Raw genomic sequence first — 16,819 nt, 5'->3', positions numbered from 1 at the left:
GCACGAGAGCGATCAGGGCGCACCCGACGGCGGAGACGGATGCCGCGATCCCGACGAGCCGGCGTCGGCCGACCGCCGGGATGAGGCGGTCGGTGACGAGCCGGGACAGCAGCACCACGGCCTGGTACACCGCGTAGCCGAGCGGCGCGATCCACGCGAGGGCGGCGAGGTCGTCTTGCAGGTAGACGGTGCTCCACGTGCTCACCGCGGAGTCGGCGACGAAGACGGCGAGGATCACCAGGCCGAACACCCAGATGCCCGCGCGGGGCAGTCTCGCCCGCTCACCCGGCGGCAGAGCCTCGTCGACCGGAACCTCGCGGACGAAGAAGCGCAGCCCGGCGAGCGCTACGCCGAGCGCGATCGCCCCCGCAGCCGCCAGTGCGACTCCCGCCGCGGACGCCGACAGCGCGACGGCGGAGACCAGGAGGGCGCCGGCGATGGCCGCCGCGGTCGCTGCCGCGAAGAACCCTCCGAGAAGGTGTCGGCCGTACACCCGCTGCACGGCGACCCCCTGCATGGCGGCGGACGCGTCGACGCAGCCGAGCCCGACGCCGAACATCGCGAAGGCTGCGAGGAAGACGGGGAACGGGGTGGGGAAGGCGATGATCGGCAGCGTGGCGGCCTGTACGAGGAGTCCCAGCGTGAGCGCGGCGTGGCTGCCGAACCGGACCGCCACCGCGTTCGCGACGACCGATCCCCCGGCGGCCGCGATGGCCACCCCGAGCACGATGAGCGTGACGATGTCGTCGCCCACGTTCTGCCGCGCCTTCAGCGCGGGCAGCGACGTCACGATGACGGCGTAGCCCAGTCCCTGCGCGGCGTACGCGGCCGTCACTGCTCCGCGGGCGGCACGAGACGTCGGCGGCGCGACCGGTCGGTCGTCGGGCTGCGGCGAGGTCACGCAGGGAAGCTTAGGACCGTCCGCGCAGAACGGCCTGCTTCACCTCCGCGATCGCCTTGGTCACCTCGATGCCACGGGGGCAGGCCTCGGTGCAGTTGAACGTCGTGCGGCAGCGCCAGACGCCCTCTTTGTCGTTGAGGATGTCGAGGCGCACGTCGCCGGCGTCGTCGCGCGAGTCGAAGATGAACCGGTGGGCGTTGACGATCGCCGCGGGGCCGAAGTACTGACCGTCGGTCCAGAACACCGGGCACGACGACGTGCACGCCGCGCAGAGGATGCACTTGGTGGTGTCGTCGAAGACCTCGCGGTCGACGATGGACTGGATGCGCTCCTTGCCCGGCTCGGGCTTGGAGTTAGCGATGAGGAACGGCTGCACTTCGCGGTAGGACGCGAAGAACGGCTCCATGTCGACGATCAGGTCCTTCTCGAGCGGCAGACCCTTGATCGCCTCGACGTAGATCGGCTGCGAGATGTCGAGGTCCTTGATCAGCGTCTTGCAGGCCAGGCGGTTGCGGCCGTTGATCCGCATGGCGTCCGACCCGCAGATGCCGTGGGCGCACGACCGACGGAAGGCGAGCGATCCGTCGACCTCCCACTTGATCTTGTGCAGGGCGTCGAGAACGCGGTCGGTCGAGTAGAGCTCGACGTCGTAGTCCACCCAGCGCGGCTCTTCGTCGACCTCGGGATCGAAGCGGCGGATGATGAAGGTGACCAGGAAGGACTGGATGCCGGTGTCGGCCGGCGTCTCGGCCTCGGTCGTCTGCGCGGGCGCGTCGGCTGCCACCAGGGTCGCCATCAGTACTTCCTCTCCATCGGCGGGTAGCGCAACTCGCCGGCCTCGTTCTTCGTGAAGACGACCGGCTTCCAGTCAAGCCGGATGTGGTCGTCGGCATGCGACGAACCGGGGTCGCCCGACAGGTACGCCATCGTGTGCTGCATGTAGTTCTCGTCGTCGCGCGTGGGGAAGTCGTCGCGCATGTGTCCGCCGCGGCTCTCCTTGCGGTTGCGGGCGGTGACGACCACGACCTCGGCGATGTCGAGCAGGAACCCGAGCTCGACGGCCTCGAGCAGGTCGGTGTTGTAGCGCTTGCCCTTGTCGTCGACGTGGACGTTCTTGTACCGCTCGCGCAGCTCTTCGATGACATCCAGGACTTCGCCGAGGGACTCGTCGGTGCGGAACACCTGGGCCTTGCGGTCCATCTCGTCCTGGAGCTTCTTGCGCAGCACGGCGATGCGCTCGGTGCCCTGGTTCGCGCGAAGCCCCTCGATCATGGCGCGCACCTCGGCGGCGGGGTCTTCCGGAAGCGGCACGAAGTCGGCGGTCTGGACGTATTCCACCGCGTTGCGGCCGGCGCGCTTGCCGAAGACGTTGATGTCGAGCAGCGAGTTGGTGCCCAGGCGGTTGGAGCCGTGCACCGACACGCACGCGCATTCGCCCGCGGCGTACAGGCCGGGCACGACGGTGGTGTTGTCGCTGAGCACCTGCGCGTCGTTGTTGGTCGGGATGCCGCCCATCGCGTAATGGGCGGTGGGCATCACCGGCACCGGCTCGACGACGGGGTCGACACCGAGGTAGGTGCGCGCGAACTCCGTGATGTCGGGGAGTTTGGTCTCGAGCACTTCGGCGCCGAGGTGCGTGCAGTCCAGCAGCACGTAGTCGCGGTGCGGCCCGGCGCCGCGCCCCTCGGCGACTTCCTGCACCATGCAGCGGCTGACGATGTCGCGAGGAGCGAGGTCCTTGATGGTGGGCGCGTAGCGCTCCATGAACCGCTCGCCCGAGGCGTTTCGCAGGATGGCGCCTTCACCGCGGGCACCTTCGGTGAGCAGGATGCCGAGGCCCGCCAGACCCGTCGGGTGGAACTGGAAGAACTCCATGTCTTCCAGCGGCAGGCCCTTGCGCCAGACGATCCCCACGCCGTCACCGGTGAGGGTGTGCGCGTTGGACGTCGTCTTGAAGATCTTGCCGAAGCCGCCCGTGGCGAAGACGACCGCCTTCGAGTGGAAGACGTGCAGGTCGCCCGTGGCCAGCTCGTAGGCGACGACGCCCGCGATCTCGGTGCCCCCGCCGTCGTTCTTCACCGTGATGAGGTCGAGCACGTAGAACTCGTTGAAGAAGTTGATGCCGAGCTTCACGCAGTTCTGGAACAGCGTCTGCAGGATCATGTGGCCGGTGCGGTCTGCGGCGTAGCAGGCGCGGCGGACCGGGGTCTTGCCGTGGTCGGCGGTGTGGCCGCCGAACCGTCGCTGGTCGATCTTGCCGTCGGGCGTGCGGTTGAACGGCAGGCCCATGTTCTCGAGGTCGATGACCGCGTCGATCGCCTCCTTGGCGAGGATCTCGGCCGCGTCCTGGTCGACCAGGTAGTCGCCGCCCTTCACCGTGTCGAAGGTGTGCCACTCCCACGAGTCCTCTTCGACGTTGGCCAGGGCCGCCGCCATACCGCCCTGCGCGGCCCCCGTGTGGGACCGCGTGGGGTAGAGCTTCGAGATGACCGCCGTCCTCGCGCCCGGTCCGGCCTCGATGGCCGCCCGCATGCCGGCGCCGCCGGCGCCCACGATGACGATGTCGAACTGGTGGTAGTGGACGCCGTCCTTGACGTAGGAGTCCGCGGTCTGAGTGGTCACGTGTGGATTGCCTCTGTTGTCTCTCGCCTGATGATGTGCTTTCAGCCCTGGGCGCTGCAGATCTCCTGCAGGACGCTGCCGTCCGTCAGGTTGGGGACGCACGGGTCGAAGGTGAAGACCACCAGCGTGCCGAGCAGGATCAGGAAGCCGGCGGTGATCCAGAGCGCCCAGACGAGCACGGTGCGCGTGCGAGCGTGCGTGACGTAGTCGTTCACGATCGTGCGCATGCCGTTGGCGCCGTGGATGAGCGCGAGCCACAGCATCAGCACGTCCCACCACTGCCAGAACGGCGACGCGAGCTTGCCCGCCACGAAGGCGAAGTCGATGCCGTGGATGCCCTCGCCGAGCATGAGGTTCACGAAGAGGTGCCCGAAGATCAGGACGAGCAGGAGCACGCCCGAGACGCGCATGTAGACCCAGCCCCACTTCTCGAGGTTCGGGCCCTTGCGGCGGACGGCGGCGCGCGGCGCGCGCGGGTCGGCGATCGCGGTCATCACTCTCCTCCCCAGCCGTAGGCGAAGACGATCGAAAGGTGGCGGACCGAGAACGGGATCATCGTGACGAGGAAGAGCCCGATGACGCCCCACCACAGCTGCCGCTGGTGACGCGTCGCCCAGGGCCACAGGTCGACCAGGATGATCCGGAGGCCGTTGTAGGCGTGGTAGGCGACGGCGCCCACGAGCACGACCTCGCCGATGCCCATGATCGGGTTCTTGTACGAGCTCATCACCGCGTCGTAGGCGTCGGGTGCGACGCGGATGAGCGCGGTGTCGAGCACGTGCACCAGCAGGAAGAAGAAGATCCCGACGCCGGTGATGCGGTGCAGCACCCATGACCACATGCCCTCGTTGCCGCGGTAGAGGGTGCCGCGCGGCACTCGAGAGGTGGTTTCGGATACCGACGGTGTGACGCGTGCTGGTGCAGACACGGCCGTCCTCCCTGGATCGAACATGATGGGGCGGGAAACGTTGCCCCTGAGGCGACCCGGCTCTCTCTGCTCGGGCCACCGGCGTCACGCGGGCGCTGAGACCATCCTATTCCCGCATTTCAGGAGGGGGCGACGAAGGGGAGCCTTATCGCCGTCGAGGTCGCCGAGTTCTTCGCCTGTGGAAAGTCCGGGGCTTCTTGCCGCCGCCCGCTAGCCTGTTCGACATGCCAGAGCCCATCGACGACTTTTACGCCGTGATCCCCGCCGGGGGCATCGGCAGCCGGCTGTGGCCGCTGTCGCGGGCCGACGCCCCGAAGTTCCTGCACGACCTGACGGGTTCGGGCCAGACGCTGCTCCGCGACACGTGGGACCGGCTCGAGCCGCTCGCCGGACCCGACCGCATCTCCGTGGTCACGGGGCGCGCGCACCGCGCGGCCGTGGAGAAGGAGCTGCCCGGCATCCCCGACCACAACGTCTTCCTCGAGTCCGAGCCGCGCGACTCGACGGCCGCGATCGGCCTCGCCGCGGCCGTGCTCTCGCGCCGCGAGCCCGACGTCATCATCGGGTCGTTCGCCGCCGACCACGTGATCCGCGTCACTCACCTCTTCGACTGGGCCGTGCGGCAGGCGGTGGCCACCGCGCGCGAGGGCTACATCTGCACGATCGGCATCCAGCCGTCCGAGGCCTCCGTCGGGTTCGGGTACATCCGCAAGGGCTCCGAGCTGGTGATCGACGGCGCCCCCGAGGCCGCGCTCGTCGAGAGGTTCGTCGAGAAGCCCGACCTCGACACCGCGAAGGAATACTTCGCCGATCGGTCCTACCTCTGGAACGCGGGCATGTTCATCAGTCGTGCCGATGTGCTGCTGGGCGAGATCGCCGAGAACGAGCCGCAGCTCTACGCCGGCCTGATGGACCTCGCCGACGCCTGGGACGACCGCGAACGCCGCGGACCGGTGGTCGACCGGGTCTGGCCGAACCTCACGAAGATCGCGATCGACTACGCCGTCGCCGAGCCGGCGGCGGCCCGGGGGCGGCTGGCGGTGATCCCGGGTCACTTCGACTGGGACGACGTGGGCGACTTCGCCAGCCTCGCGAAGCTGAATTCCGGCGGCCGCAAGAACGATCTGGCGATCCTCGGCGAGAACGCCCGCATCCTGTCCGACGCGGCGAGCGGCATCGTGGTCAGCCAGACCTCGCGGGTGATCAGCCTGATCGGCGTCCGCGACATCGTCGTGGTCGACACCGACGACGCCCTGCTCGTCACCACGAGCGAGCACGCGCAGCGCGTGAAGGGCGTCGTCGACGCCCTGAAGCTCAACGGCCGCGGCGACGTGCTCTGAATCCAGCGGCGATGACGACCCGATCTCGTCACATTGCGTCTTTGTAACCATTCGGCCCGGACGCCTCGCCGTGACTGCAAGCGCCCCGTCACAGTGGGTAACTTTGTGCAGTCCCCGTGAAGGACGCGGGGCCGTATCAGTGGAGGCTGAGTTGACCATCTCACGCACCAAGAAGCTCGCGGGTGTCGCTGCCGCTGCGGGCCTTCTCGTCGCCCTCGCGGGCTGCGGCGCCGCTCCCGAGACCGCGCCGACCTCGAGCGAGTCCGCCCCCGAAGTCGTCGAGGGCTTCACGCCGTGCCTCGTCTCGGACGACGGCGGCTTCAACGACAAGTCGTTCAACCAGTCGGCCCTCGAAGGCATGGAGCGCGCGGCCGAGGAGCTCGGCGTCGAGCCGATCGAGGTCGAGTCGAGCTCGGCCAACGACTACGCCCCCAACCTCGAGAACCTGATCGCCGAGGGCTGCACGTTCATCGTGTCGGTCGGCTTCAAGCTGTCGGCCGACACCATCGCCTCCGCGACGGCGAACCCCGACGTGAACTACGCCATCATCGACGACTGGGCCGACGCGGACGGCGACGGCACCACCGACGCCCCCAACATCAAGCCGCTGCAGTTCGACACGGTCCAGGCCGCCTACCTCGGCGGCTACGCCGCGGCGGCGTGGTCGGAGCAGGCCGGCGTCAACAAGGTCGGCACCTTCGGCGGCATCCCGATCCCGCCGGTGACCATCTTCATGGACGGCTTCGTGCAGGGCGTCGAGAAGTACAACGAAGACAAGGGCGGCTCGGTCGAGACGTTCGGCTGGGATGTCGAGGCTCAGGACGGCTCGATGACCGGTGGCTTCCAGGCCAACGACACCGCGAAGCAGACCGCGCAGGGCATCCTCGACCAGGGTGTCGACGTGATCCTCCCCGTCGGCGGCCCGATCTACCAGAGCGCGCGCGACGCGATCGCCGACGCCGGTTCCGACACCGTCATGCTCGGTGTCGACTCCGACCTCGCCGCGGTCGACGAGTCGGTCGCCGACCTGGTGCTCGTGTCGATCATGAAGCGCATCGACCAGGCCGTGTACGACGCCACGATGAGCGCCGCGACCGGTGACTTCGACGTCGAGCCCTACGTGGGCACGCTCGAGAACGAGGGCGTCGGCCTGTCCGGCTTCGGCGCCTTCGAGTCCGAGCTGCCCGAGGGCCTCGAGGACGAGCTCGCGGCGCTGCAGGAGCAGATCATCTCGGGTGAGCTCGAGGTGACCTCGCCCAGCTCGCCGTAGTCGAACCGACTGCTGACCGCGGCCGGGTGGATGCCTCATCCACCCGGCCGCGGTTCTTCCAGCCCGATGGAGACACTGGATAAGGTGCAGATATGAAGCTCGAGCTCCGTGGCATCACGAAGCGCTTCGGATCCCTCGTCGCGAACGACCACATCGATCTCGTGGTCCAGCCCGGAGAGATCCACGCCCTGCTGGGCGAGAACGGCGCAGGCAAGTCCACGCTGATGAACGTCCTCTACGGCCTGTATCAGGCCGACGAAGGGGAGATCCTCCTGGACGACGCGGTCCAGAACTTCCGCGGCCCCGGTGATGCGATGGCCGCGGGAATCGGCATGGTGCACCAGCACTTCATGCTCATCCCCGTCTTCACCGTCGCCGAGAACGTGATGCTCGGCCACGAAGACACCAAGGCGCTCGGCGCCCTCGACCTTCCCAAGGCGCGCCAGCACGTGCGGGATGTGGCGAAGCGGTTCGGGTTCGACGTCGACCCCGACGCGATCGTGGGCGACCTGCCCGTCGGCGTGCAGCAGCGCGTCGAGATCATCAAGGCGCTCTCGCGCGACGCCAAGGTGCTCGTGTTCGACGAGCCGACCGCGGTGCTGACGCCGCAGGAGACCGACGAGCTGATGGCGATCATGCGGCAGCTGCGCGACGAGGGCACGTCGATCGTCTTCATCACCCACAAGCTCCGCGAGGTGCGCGAGGTGGCCGACCGCATCACCGTGATCCGCCTCGGCAAGGTCGTGGGCGAGGCATCCCCCACCGCCACCAACGCCGAGCTGGCCTCTCTCATGGTGGGGCGCGCCGTCGAGTTGACGGTGCACAAGGACGAGCCGAAGCTGGGCACCGGCGGCCTCGCCGTCTCGAACCTGCGAGTGCTGACGGCGACCGGCGCCGTCGTCGTCGACGACGTCAGCTTCGACGTCCGACCCGGCGAGATCCTCGCCCTCGCGGGTGTGCAGGGCAACGGACAGACCGAGCTGGTCGAGGCGATCGTGGGTCTGGCCGATCGGGTCACCGGTTCGATCACCCTCGACGGCGAGGAGCTGGTCGGCAAGAGCGTCCGCGGCATCCTCGACGAGGGCGTCGGGTTCGTGCCGGAGGACCGGACCGAAGACGGCCTGGTCGGGGGCTTCTCGGTCGCCGAGAATCTGATCCTCGACCGCTCCGCCGACAGCGCCTTCGTAGGTGGCGGCACGATCCGCCGCGGTGTGCTCGACGACTTCGCCAAGGCGCGCATCGCCGAGTACGACATCCGCACGCAGGGCCCCGACGTGCCCGCCGGAACCCTGTCGGGCGGCAACCAGCAGAAGGTCGTGATCGCGCGTGAGATGAGCCGCGACCTCAAGCTGCTCGTCGCCGCGCAGCCGACACGCGGTGTCGACGTCGGGTCGATCGAGTTCATCCACACCCGGATCGTCGAAACGCGCGATGCCGGTGTGCCGGTGCTCGTCGTGTCGACCGAGCTCGACGAGGTCGCCGCCCTCGCCGACCGCATCGCCGTGATGTACCGCGGCGCGATCGTCGGCATCGTGCCCGGCGACACCCCGCGCGATGTGCTGGGACTGATGATGGCCGGCGAGACGCCGGGGAGCGGGGTGGCCGCGTGAGCGACGACGGCAGGGGAATCACACCGGGAGCGAGCGAGCCGACTCGGGGGCTGCCGCCCGAGCAGCTCCCCACGGTCTCGGGGCCGCTGACGGGGACGTCGGATGCCTCGGCCTCGCCGGGCCCGGACGGCGGGGTCGCGCCGCCGCCGCGGCAGAACGTCGTCATCAAGGAGATGCTCCGCAGCAACTGGGTGACGACGATCCTCGCGATCGTCGTGGCGATGGTCGTCGGCGGCATCCTGATGGCTCTGACGGATGAGGACGTGCGCGCGGCATCCGTCTACTTCTTCGCCCGCCCTGGCGACACGTTCGTCGCCGTGTGGAACTCGGTCTACGGCGGCTACGAGGCCCTCTTCCGCGGCGCGATCTACAACCCGCGCGCACCCGACTTCCTGACGCAGATCCGGCCGCTGACGAACACGCTGGGCTTCGCGGCGCCCCTGATCGCGGCGGGTCTCGGCGTGGCGCTCGCGTTCCGCGTCGGCCTGTTCAACATCGGTGGCCGCGGTCAGATCCTCATCGCCTGCGCCGTCGCCGCTCTGGTGACGTTCAACCTCGACCTGCCGATGTTCATCCACCTGCCCCTGACGCTCGCCGCGGGTATCGCCGGCGGTGCGATCTGGGGCGGCATCGTCGGCGTGCTCAAGGCGCGGACGGGCGCGCACGAGGTCATCCTCACGATCATGCTGAACTACGTCGCGTTCTACCTCGTCGCGTGGATGGTGCGCACCCCGGGCATCCTCCAGCGTCCGGCCGGTGACCAGCCGATCTCGGCGCCGACGCCGGAGACGGCGCAGTTCCCGGCGCTCATCGGCGACCGGTTCCCGCTGCTGGACTGGGGTTTCGTGATCGTCATCGGCGCGACGGTGTTCGTGTGGTGGCTGGTGGAGCGGTCCAGCCTCGGCTTCCGCCTGCGCGCGGTCGGCGAGAACCCGCACGCCGCGCGCGCGGCCGGCATCTCGGTGCAGCGCATGTACATCTACGCGATGCTCTTCGCGGGAGGTCTCGCGGGCCTCGCGGGCATGAACCAGATCCAGGGTTCGGTGACCACCGGCTTCGACGGCTACATCGACGCCGGCATCGGCTTCGATGCGATCACGGTCGCGCTCCTCGGCCGCAGCCGGGCGTGGGGCGTGTTCGCGGCCGGGCTCCTGTTCGGGGCGCTCAAGGCGGGGTCGTTCACGATGCAGGCCTCGCAGGGCATCCCGGTCGACATCGTCCTCGTCGTCCAGTCGCTGATCGTGCTCTTCATCGCCGCGCCGCCGCTCATCCGCACGATCTTCTTCCTCCCCAAGACCGATGCAGAGAAGGCCGCCAAGGCGAGAGCCAAGGTTGCGAAGAAGGCGGTGGCCGCATGACCGCGCTCGCTCCCACCACGGCCACCGACGGCACGATCCAGCTCGCCGTCGTGAAGGTGCGGCATTGGAAGCTCGCCATCAGCCTCGGCGTCGCCACGGTGCTGCTCTTCCTGCTGTTCCTCCTCGTGCCCCGCGGCGGCGTCAGCACCTTCCGGCTCGGCGACGCGTCCTCGGCGATCGCGCTGCCCACGGTCAGCGTGCCGGCAGGCCCGACGTACTGGGGCGTGCTGGTCGTCTTGGTCCTGCTGACGCTGTGGGCGGTGTGGGATGCCTGGTCCTACCGCCGCACGGGCATCTGGCTGCCGATCGTGTTCGGCGTGCTGGCGATCTTCGCGTTCCTCACGTGGGCCGCGGCATCCGCCCCCGCCTCCGTGCCGGTGACGGGCCTGCTGTTCGGCGCGCTGTCGCTGTCGGTGCCGCTGATCTTCGGCGCCCTCGGCGGCGTGATCGGCGAACGCGTCGGCGTCGTGAACGTCGCGATCGAGGGTCAGTTCCTGCTGGGCGCGTTCAGCGCGGCCCTGCTGTCGAGCATCACCGGGAACCCGTTCGTCGGGCTCGTCGGCGCGATGATCGGCGGTGTGCTGGTCGCCTTCGTGCTGGCCGCGTTCTCGATCAAGTACCTCGTCGACCAGGTGATCGTCGGTGTGGTGCTGAACGTGCTGGTGACCGGCCTCACGGGGTTCCTCTACGGCGCGCTGCTGGTTCCCAACGAAGCCGCGCTGAACAGCGCCGTCCGCTTCACGCGGTGGAAGATCCCGGTGCTGGGCGACATCCCGATCATCGGCCCGGTGCTGTTCAACCAGACCTTCATCGTCTATCTGATGTACGTCACGGTCGCCGTCGTCGCGTGGGGTCTGTACCGCACGCGGTGGGGCCTGCGGCTCCGCGCGGTCGGCGAGCACCCGCAGGCCGCCGACACGGTGGGCATCAAGGTGAACACGAGCCGGTTCTGGAACGTGTCGCTCGCGGGCGCGATCGCCGGCATCGGCGGCGCGTACTTCACCCTCGTCTCGGTCGGCCAGTTCACGAAAGAGATGACGGCGGGGCTCGGCTTCATCGCCCTCGCCGCGGTCATCTTCGGTCGCTGGGACCCGATCCGGGCGACGCTCGCGGCCCTGCTGTTCGGCTTCGCGACGAACCTGCAGAACCTGCTCACGGTGCTCAAGACGCCGATCCCCAGCGAGTTCATGCTGATGCTGCCGTACGTGGTCACGATCATCGCGGTCGCGGGCTTCGCGGGGCAGATCCGCGGACCGGCAGCGGCCGGCAAGCCGTACATCAAGGGCTGACATGACCGGATGCCGCGAACTCGACGGATGCCGTGGCGCATCCGACCCTCCTGATACCGCTGTAGAGAAAGGCCGTCCGTGACCGACATCGACTGGGATGAGCTGCGTGCGGCCGCGACGGACGCGATGCAGCGCGCCTACGCCCCGTACTCCCGCTACAAGGTGGGAGCCGCCGCCCTGGTGACCGACGGACGCATCGTGACGGGCTGCAACGTCGAGAACGCGTCGTACGGGGTCGGCCTCTGCGCCGAGTGCGGGCTCGTCAGCGAGCTGCAGATGTCGGGCGGGGGCAACCTGGTCGCGTTCGTGTGCGTGAACGGGCACGGCGACACGATCATGCCGTGCGGCCGCTGCCGTCAGCTGCTGTACGAGTTCGCGATCCCCGGGATGCTGCTCGAGACCGTCTCCGGCATCCGCACGATCGATGAGGTGCTGCCCGACGCGTTCGGCCCGCGCGACCTCGAAGAGGCGGCCCGATGACCGGCGCACCGCAGCAGGCCGGCGGTGTCGAACCGCACGACGCCGTGGACGTCATCCGCGCCAAGCGCGACGGCGGAGAGGTTCCCGAAGACGCGCTGCGCTGGATGGTCGACGCGTACACCCGGGGCTATGTGGCCGACGCGCAGATGTCGGCGTTCGCGATGGCGGTGCTCCTCAACGGCATGACGCGCGCCGAGATCCGCGTGATGACCGATGCGATGATCGCGTCGGGCGAGCGGATGAGCTTCGCGGGCCTCGGCAAGCCGACCGTCGACAAGCACTCGACGGGCGGGGTGGGCGACAAGATCACGCTGCCCCTCGCCCCGCTGGTGGCGTCGTTCGGCGTCGCGGTGCCCCAGCTGTCGGGCCGCGGGCTCGGCCACACGGGCGGCACTCTCGACAAGCTCGAGTCCATCCCCGGCTGGACCGCGGCCCTCACCAACGACGAGCTGTTCGAGCAGCTGCGCGACGTGGGCGCGGTCATCTGCGCCGCGGGATCGGGGCTCGCCCCGGCCGACAAGAAGCTCTACGCCCTGCGCGACGTCACGGGCACCGTCGAGGCGATCCCGCTGATCGCGTCGAGCATCATGTCGAAGAAGATCGCCGAAGGCACCGACTCGCTCGTGCTCGACGTGAAGTTCGGGTCGGGCGCGTTCATGCGCGACGTCGACAAGGCGCGCGAGCTGGCTCGCACCATGGTGGAGCTGGGAACGGACTCCGGAGTGTCGACGACGGCGCTCCTGACCGACATGAACACCCCGCTGGGCCTCGCGATCGGCAACGCGAACGAGGTGCGGGAGTCGGTCGAGGTGCTGGCGGGCGGCGGACCGGCCGACGTGGTCGAACTCACGGTCGCGCTCGCACGGGAGATGCTCACCCTCGCCGGACAGCCCGACGCGGACGTCGAGGCGGCACTGGCGGACGGCCGCGCGATGGACGCCTGGCGCGCGATGATCCGCGCGCAGGACGGCGATCCGGATGCCGCGCTCCCCGTCGCTCACGAGACCCACACCGTGACTGCCTCCGAGTCGGGGTTCGTCACCCGGCTCGAGGCCTTGCCGTTCGGGATCGCGGCCTGGCGGCTGGGGGCCGGACGCGCGCGCGCCGAGGATCCTGTGGTGCACGCCGCGGGCATCGACCTGCACGCCAAGCCGGGCGATCGCGTCGAGGCGGGTCAGCCGCTGTTCACCCTGCTGGGCCACGATGCGTCGCGTTTCGAAAGGGCGCTCGGAGCGCTCGACGGCGCGTGGGAGATCGGACCGGATGCCCCGGCCCGCACCCCCCTCGTGCTGGAGCGCATCACCGCCTAGGCTCAGGCATCCGTCGCCCCACTCACCGCCCGCAGAACGTCTCTCGGAGGAGAACCCCATGCCCATCGACCAGAACGCCGACGCCCTGCTCGACGGCGTCTCGATCCGGAGCCTGCCGAAGGTCTCGCTGCACGACCATTTCGATGGCGGGGTGCGGCCCGCGACCATCATCGAGCTGGCCGACGAGGCCGGTGTCGACGTCCCCGAGTCCGACCCCGACGACCTGGCGGACTGGTTCGCCGAGAAGAGCGACTCCGGCTCGCTGGTCGAATACCTGAAGACCTTCGACCTCACGATCGCGGTCATGCAGTCGCGCGAGGCGCTGACCCGGGTCGCCCGCGAGTTCGTCGAGGATCTCGCGGCAGACGGCGTGATCTACGGCGAGGTGCGCTGGGCTCCCGAGCAGCACCTGGCCGGCGGGCTGTCGCTCGACGACGTGGTCGACGCGGTTCAGGAGGGCATCGAGGAGGGCGAGGATGCCGCGGAGCGCGGCGGCCACGACATCCGCGTCGGGCAGCTCATCACCGCGATGCGCCACACCGACCGGTCCCTCGAGATCGCGAGGCTCGCCGTGGACTGGCGCGGCCGTGGTGCCGTCGGGTTCGACATCGCCGGGCCCGAGGACGGCTTCCCGCCCTCGAAGCACCGCGCTGCGTTCGACTACCTGGCGTCGGAGTTCTTCCCCACGACGGTGCACGCGGGTGAGGCTGCGGGGCTCGACTCGATCCGTTCGGCGCTCATCGACGGACGCGCGCTGCGCCTCGGGCACGGCGTGCGCATCGCCGAGGACCTCGAGGTGGTCTCGCGGGCCGGCGAAGAGGTGCTCGTGCAGTTCGGCGACCTGGCCCGCTGGGTCCGCGACCGCGAGATCACGCTCGAGCTGTCGCCGTCCTCGAATCTGCAGACGGGCGCGATCGACCGGTGGGGCACGACGATCGAGGACCACCCGTTCGACCTGCTCTACCAGCTGGGCTTCTCGGTGACGGTGAACGTCGACAACCGGACGATGAGCCGTACGTCGCTGACTCGCGAGCTGGCGCTGCTGGCCGAGACGTTCGACTACGGTCTCGACGACCTCGAGGCGTTCCAGCTCAACGCCGCGGCCGGTGCCTTCCTCGCCGTCGAGGAGCGCGAGGAGCTCATCGAGCTCATCGCCGAGGGCTTCGCCGGCTGACGCGGAGTTCGCGGGGCCGTCGGTGGCCCCGACCGTCAGCCGGCCAGTTCGTCGGCGAAGGCGAGCAGCAGGGCCGTCAGCTCGGCATCCATCTGTTCGTCGGTGATGGTCGGGGTGCCGTCGCCCGGTTGGGGACCGTAGTCGCCGAAGGACGCGTGGCTCGCTCCCTCGATGACCTCCAGCTGCGCGTCGGCGGGAAGCAGAGGGCGGGCGTCGTCGATCTTCTCGGGCGTCGACAGGCCGTCCTCCGTCCCGGCGATGCTGAGCACCGGCAGATCGGACGAGGACAGGTCGGTCGCGCAGTACGACGCGAAGAGCACGAGCGCGTCGGCGTCGTCGGCGAGCTGGCACGCGCGCACTCCGCCGAGCGAGTGGCCGCCCACGGCCCACGTGTCGACGCCGGGCACGAGGTCGGTGAACGCGCCGAGCGGCCTCAGATCGAAGAAGGCGAGATTCAGCCACGGTTTGGTGATCACCACCGCCACCTCGCCGTCCGCGACGAGCCCGGCGAGGTTGTTCGCGTACGCCCAGGGGTCGACCTTGGCGCCCGGGATGAACACAAGCCCGGTGTCGGGTTCGGCGTCCGAGGGTGTGAGCACGATGGCGCCCGACGTGTCGGTGATCGTGATCGCGGGGTCGTTCCGCACCTCGGCGAGCGGACCCGGCTCCGCCATCATGACCCCGACCTGACTCCACACCACGATGCCGATGACGCCGAGCACGAGCAGCGCGCCGATCGAGCCGAGGATCCACCAGACGATTCGTCCGGCCTTCCGGGGCGGTCGGTCGGGAGCGGGCGCGGGGCGAGGGGCGCGATCGGTCACGCCACGAGCGTAGCCCGGTGTCAGACCCCGATCTCGGCCTGTCGCGCCTCGACAAGCTCGACGATGCGGGAGAAGAGCGGATGCTGCGGCTCGAGGCCCGTCACGGACGACGTCAAGGTCGCGGCATCCTGTTCCCGCAGCATCCGCTGCAGGTCCACGGACTGGGGATCTTCGCTGTCGTCGAACGCGAGGGCTGCGCCGATCGCGTCGAGGAGGGCGTCGACGGGAAGGCCGAGCTCGGCCGCCTCGGCGGCGGGACCGACGAACCTCTCGTGGCGCGACAGCTTGCGAAGCGGCTGGCGGCCCACGCGCCAGACGGTGTCGGGCAGCGCCGCGTTGCGAAAGCGCCCGAGGATGGTCGCCCGGTAGTCGGCGAGCTCGCCGGCGTCGAGACCGTGCTTGGCCGCGAGAAGCGCCGACGTCTCTTCGAGAGCCGCGGAGACGCGGTCGGCGATGGCAGGATCGGCGAGGGCGTCGGCGATGGTGTCGATGCCCGCACGCGCGCCGAAGTACGCGGTCGTCGCGTGACCGGTGTTCACCGTGAACAGCTTGCGCTCGATGTACGGGGCCAGGTCGTCGACGAAGTGCGCGCCGGGGATGTGCGGGGGAGTGTCGCCGAACGGCGGCCGCTCGATCGCCCACTCGTAGAACGGCTCGACCGTCACATCGACACCGGCGCCGTCGGGCTGGGCCGGGACGATCCGGTCGACCGCGGTGTTGGCGAACACCGCGTACGCGCTGACCGCTTCCCAGCCCTCGCCCGCGGCGGCCTTCATCTCCTCGCGGAGGAGGTCGGTCGCGTTGATGGCGTTCTCGCACGCCATGATCTGCAGCGGCGGCGCCGAGGGATCGCGGTGACCGAGCCCGGCCACGATGTGCGGCGCCACGAACTTCAGGATCGTCGGGCCGACCGCGGTCGTCACCACGTTCGCGGTGGCGATCTCGTCGATCACCGCCTGCGGGTTCTCGGCGCTGTTGATCGCGCGGAAGCCGGTCACCACCGTGTCGCGGCCACCTTCGCCCACCTCGTGGACGGTGTAGCGGTCGACGGCGTTGATCGCGTCGACGAGCGGGGCGGCGACATCCGAGAACACAAGCTCGTATCCGCCCTCGTGCAGGAGCAGGCCGACGAAGCCGCGGCCGATGTTGCCGGCGCCGAAATGGACCGCCTTCATCACACGCCCGACGCCGACACGAGCTGGTACAGCTCCTCGGGCGACTGCGCGGCCTTGAGCCGGGCCACATCGTCCTCGTCCGAGAAGAGGATCGCGATCTGCGACAGGATCTCGAGGTGCTCGTCCCCCTTGCCGGCGATGCCGATCACGAACGTCACCGGCTCGCCGCCCCAGTCCACGCCGCCGTCGTACCGGACGACCGACAGCGCCGAGTCGAGGATCGCGGCCTTGGTCTCGTTCGTGCCGTGCGGGATGGCCAGCTCGTTGCCCATGTAGGTCGAGACGGTCTGCTCGCGCTGCTGCATCGCGTCGAAGTACGCGCTCGTCACGGCACCGGCCGCCTCGAGGATGTCGGCGGCCTCCTTCATCGCCTCCTCCCGGGTCGCGCTGCCGCTGTGGATGCGAACCTGCCCGATGCTGAGGACGTCACGTGCCATGTCGATTGCCTTTCGCGTGTGCGATGTTCGTCAGAGGGCCACGGGGTCGGGGGCCTCACGCCGCCCGACCCCGCAGCTGTCTCAGGGGGATGGAGCCTACG

At 69.5% G+C, this 16,819-nt stretch carries 16 protein-coding genes; 8 read left to right on the top strand and 8 right to left on the bottom strand.

The genetic code is table 11. The annotated features are described in order from the left end of the window. The 5 genes from ACFUTX_RS13165 to sdhC all read right to left on the bottom strand — a co-directional run. Positions 1–901, bottom strand: a 901-nt coding sequence (locus tag ACFUTX_RS13165) for an MFS transporter (protein ID WP_378865313.1), incomplete at its 3' end; no start/stop codon positions are given. Positions 902–911: 10 nt separating this feature from the next. Then, positions 912–1,697 (bottom strand): succinate dehydrogenase iron-sulfur subunit, encoded by a 786-nt coding sequence (locus ACFUTX_RS13160; protein ID WP_378865310.1) that lies wholly within the window; start codon positions 1,695–1,697, stop codon positions 912–914. Next, a complete protein-coding gene (gene sdhA / locus ACFUTX_RS13155; protein WP_378865307.1) occupies positions 1,697–3,523 on the bottom strand; it encodes a succinate dehydrogenase flavoprotein subunit in 1,827 nt (608 codons plus the stop codon). Before sdhA ends, ACFUTX_RS13160 begins: the two co-directional genes overlap by 1 nt. A 41-nt stretch (positions 3,524–3,564) precedes the next feature. Next, a complete protein-coding gene (locus ACFUTX_RS13150; protein WP_378865304.1) occupies positions 3,565–4,017 on the bottom strand; it encodes a succinate dehydrogenase hydrophobic membrane anchor subunit in 453 nt (150 codons plus the stop codon). Then, positions 4,017–4,451, bottom strand: coding sequence for a succinate dehydrogenase, cytochrome b556 subunit (sdhC, locus tag ACFUTX_RS13145; protein ID WP_378865301.1), 435 nt, complete (start codon positions 4,449–4,451; stop codon positions 4,017–4,019). The genes ACFUTX_RS13150 and sdhC overlap by 1 nt, the downstream gene beginning before the upstream one ends. 224 nt (positions 4,452–4,675) lie before the next feature. On the opposite strand from sdhC, the gene ACFUTX_RS13140 reads away from it, so the two are divergent. The 8 genes from ACFUTX_RS13140 to ACFUTX_RS13105 all read left to right on the top strand — a co-directional run bounded on the left by ACFUTX_RS13140 (position 4,676) and on the right by ACFUTX_RS13105 (position 14,282). Continuing rightward, positions 4,676–5,791, top strand: coding sequence for a mannose-1-phosphate guanylyltransferase (locus ACFUTX_RS13140; RefSeq protein WP_378865298.1), 1,116 nt, complete (start codon positions 4,676–4,678; stop codon positions 5,789–5,791). Positions 5,792–5,942: 151 nt separating this feature from the next. Then, positions 5,943–7,061, top strand: coding sequence for a BMP family protein (locus tag ACFUTX_RS13135; protein ID WP_378865295.1), 1,119 nt, complete (start codon positions 5,943–5,945; stop codon positions 7,059–7,061). 92 nt (positions 7,062–7,153) lie between these two features. Further along, positions 7,154–8,671 carry an ABC transporter ATP-binding protein gene (locus ACFUTX_RS13130; protein WP_378865292.1) on the top strand — a complete coding sequence of 506 codons (1,518 nt, stop codon included), beginning with the start codon at positions 7,154–7,156 and terminating at the stop codon, positions 8,669–8,671. After that, positions 8,668–10,029 (top strand): ABC transporter permease, encoded by a 1,362-nt coding sequence (locus tag ACFUTX_RS13125; RefSeq protein WP_378865290.1) that lies wholly within the window; start codon positions 8,668–8,670, stop codon positions 10,027–10,029. Before ACFUTX_RS13130 ends, ACFUTX_RS13125 begins: the two co-directional genes overlap by 4 nt. After that, the gene (locus tag ACFUTX_RS13120) at positions 10,026–11,318 is read left to right on the top strand and encodes an ABC transporter permease (RefSeq protein WP_378865287.1); all 1,293 of its coding nucleotides are present in this window, start codon (positions 10,026–10,028) and stop codon (positions 11,316–11,318) included. Before ACFUTX_RS13125 ends, ACFUTX_RS13120 begins: the two co-directional genes overlap by 4 nt. 78 nt (positions 11,319–11,396) lie before the next feature. Then, positions 11,397–11,798, top strand: coding sequence for a cytidine deaminase (locus tag ACFUTX_RS13115; protein ID WP_056121682.1), 402 nt, complete (start codon positions 11,397–11,399; stop codon positions 11,796–11,798). Then, positions 11,795–13,108 carry a thymidine phosphorylase gene (locus tag ACFUTX_RS13110; RefSeq protein ID WP_378865284.1) on the top strand — a complete coding sequence of 438 codons (1,314 nt, stop codon included), beginning with the start codon at positions 11,795–11,797 and terminating at the stop codon, positions 13,106–13,108. Before ACFUTX_RS13115 ends, ACFUTX_RS13110 begins: the two co-directional genes overlap by 4 nt. 58 nt (positions 13,109–13,166) lie before the next feature. Further along, entirely contained in the window at positions 13,167–14,282 is a 1,116-nt protein-coding gene (locus tag ACFUTX_RS13105) for an adenosine deaminase (RefSeq protein ID WP_378865281.1), read from the top strand. 35 nt (positions 14,283–14,317) lie between these two features. Here the strand turns inward: ACFUTX_RS13105 and ACFUTX_RS13100 are convergent, their stop codons facing one another. The 3 genes from ACFUTX_RS13100 to ACFUTX_RS13090 are packed head-to-tail and all read right to left on the bottom strand — an operon-like array spanning position 14,318 to position 16,718. Then, positions 14,318–15,106 (bottom strand): alpha/beta hydrolase, encoded by a 789-nt coding sequence (locus ACFUTX_RS13100; RefSeq protein WP_378865278.1) that lies wholly within the window; start codon positions 15,104–15,106, stop codon positions 14,318–14,320. A 20-nt stretch (positions 15,107–15,126) separates the two neighbouring features. After that, on the bottom strand, positions 15,127–16,281 hold the full coding sequence (locus ACFUTX_RS13095; RefSeq protein ID WP_378865275.1) for a mannitol-1-phosphate 5-dehydrogenase: 1,155 nt from the start codon (positions 16,279–16,281) through the stop codon (positions 15,127–15,129). Further along, entirely contained in the window at positions 16,281–16,718 is a 438-nt protein-coding gene (locus ACFUTX_RS13090; protein ID WP_378865272.1) for a PTS sugar transporter subunit IIA, read from the bottom strand. Before ACFUTX_RS13090 ends, ACFUTX_RS13095 begins: the two co-directional genes overlap by 1 nt. Positions 16,719–16,819 lie beyond the last annotated feature (101 nt).

It is taken from the genome of Microbacterium sp. NPDC057407 (assembly GCF_042803895.1).
Lineage (GTDB): Bacteria > Actinomycetota > Actinomycetes > Actinomycetales > Microbacteriaceae > Microbacterium.
The sequence above is the reverse complement of the archived record's forward strand: the minus strand, read 5'-3'. Positions and strand labels throughout refer to the sequence as shown.

Bases quoted from the DNA above. Each gene is read 5' to 3' on its own strand.
- ACFUTX_RS13160 (WP_378865310.1), bottom strand. From the start codon at position 1,697: ATGGCGACCCTGGTGGCAGCCGACGCGCCCGCGCAGACGACCGAGGCC.
- ACFUTX_RS13120 (WP_378865287.1), top strand. From the start codon at position 10,026: ATGACCGCGCTCGCTCCCACCACGGCCACCGACGGCACGATCCAGCTC.
- ACFUTX_RS13140 (WP_378865298.1), top strand. From the start codon at position 4,676: ATGCCAGAGCCCATCGACGACTTTTACGCCGTGATCCCCGCCGGGGGC.
- ACFUTX_RS13095 (WP_378865275.1), bottom strand. From the start codon at position 16,281: ATGAAGGCGGTCCATTTCGGCGCCGGCAACATCGGCCGCGGCTTCGTC.
- ACFUTX_RS13150 (WP_378865304.1), bottom strand. From the start codon at position 4,017: ATGACCGCGATCGCCGACCCGCGCGCGCCGCGCGCCGCCGTCCGCCGC.
- ACFUTX_RS13130 (WP_378865292.1), top strand. From the start codon at position 7,154: ATGAAGCTCGAGCTCCGTGGCATCACGAAGCGCTTCGGATCCCTCGTC.
- ACFUTX_RS13110 (WP_378865284.1), top strand. From the start codon at position 11,795: ATGACCGGCGCACCGCAGCAGGCCGGCGGTGTCGAACCGCACGACGCC.
- ACFUTX_RS13105 (WP_378865281.1), top strand. From the start codon at position 13,167: ATGCCCATCGACCAGAACGCCGACGCCCTGCTCGACGGCGTCTCGATC.
- ACFUTX_RS13090 (WP_378865272.1), bottom strand. From the start codon at position 16,718: ATGGCACGTGACGTCCTCAGCATCGGGCAGGTTCGCATCCACAGCGGC.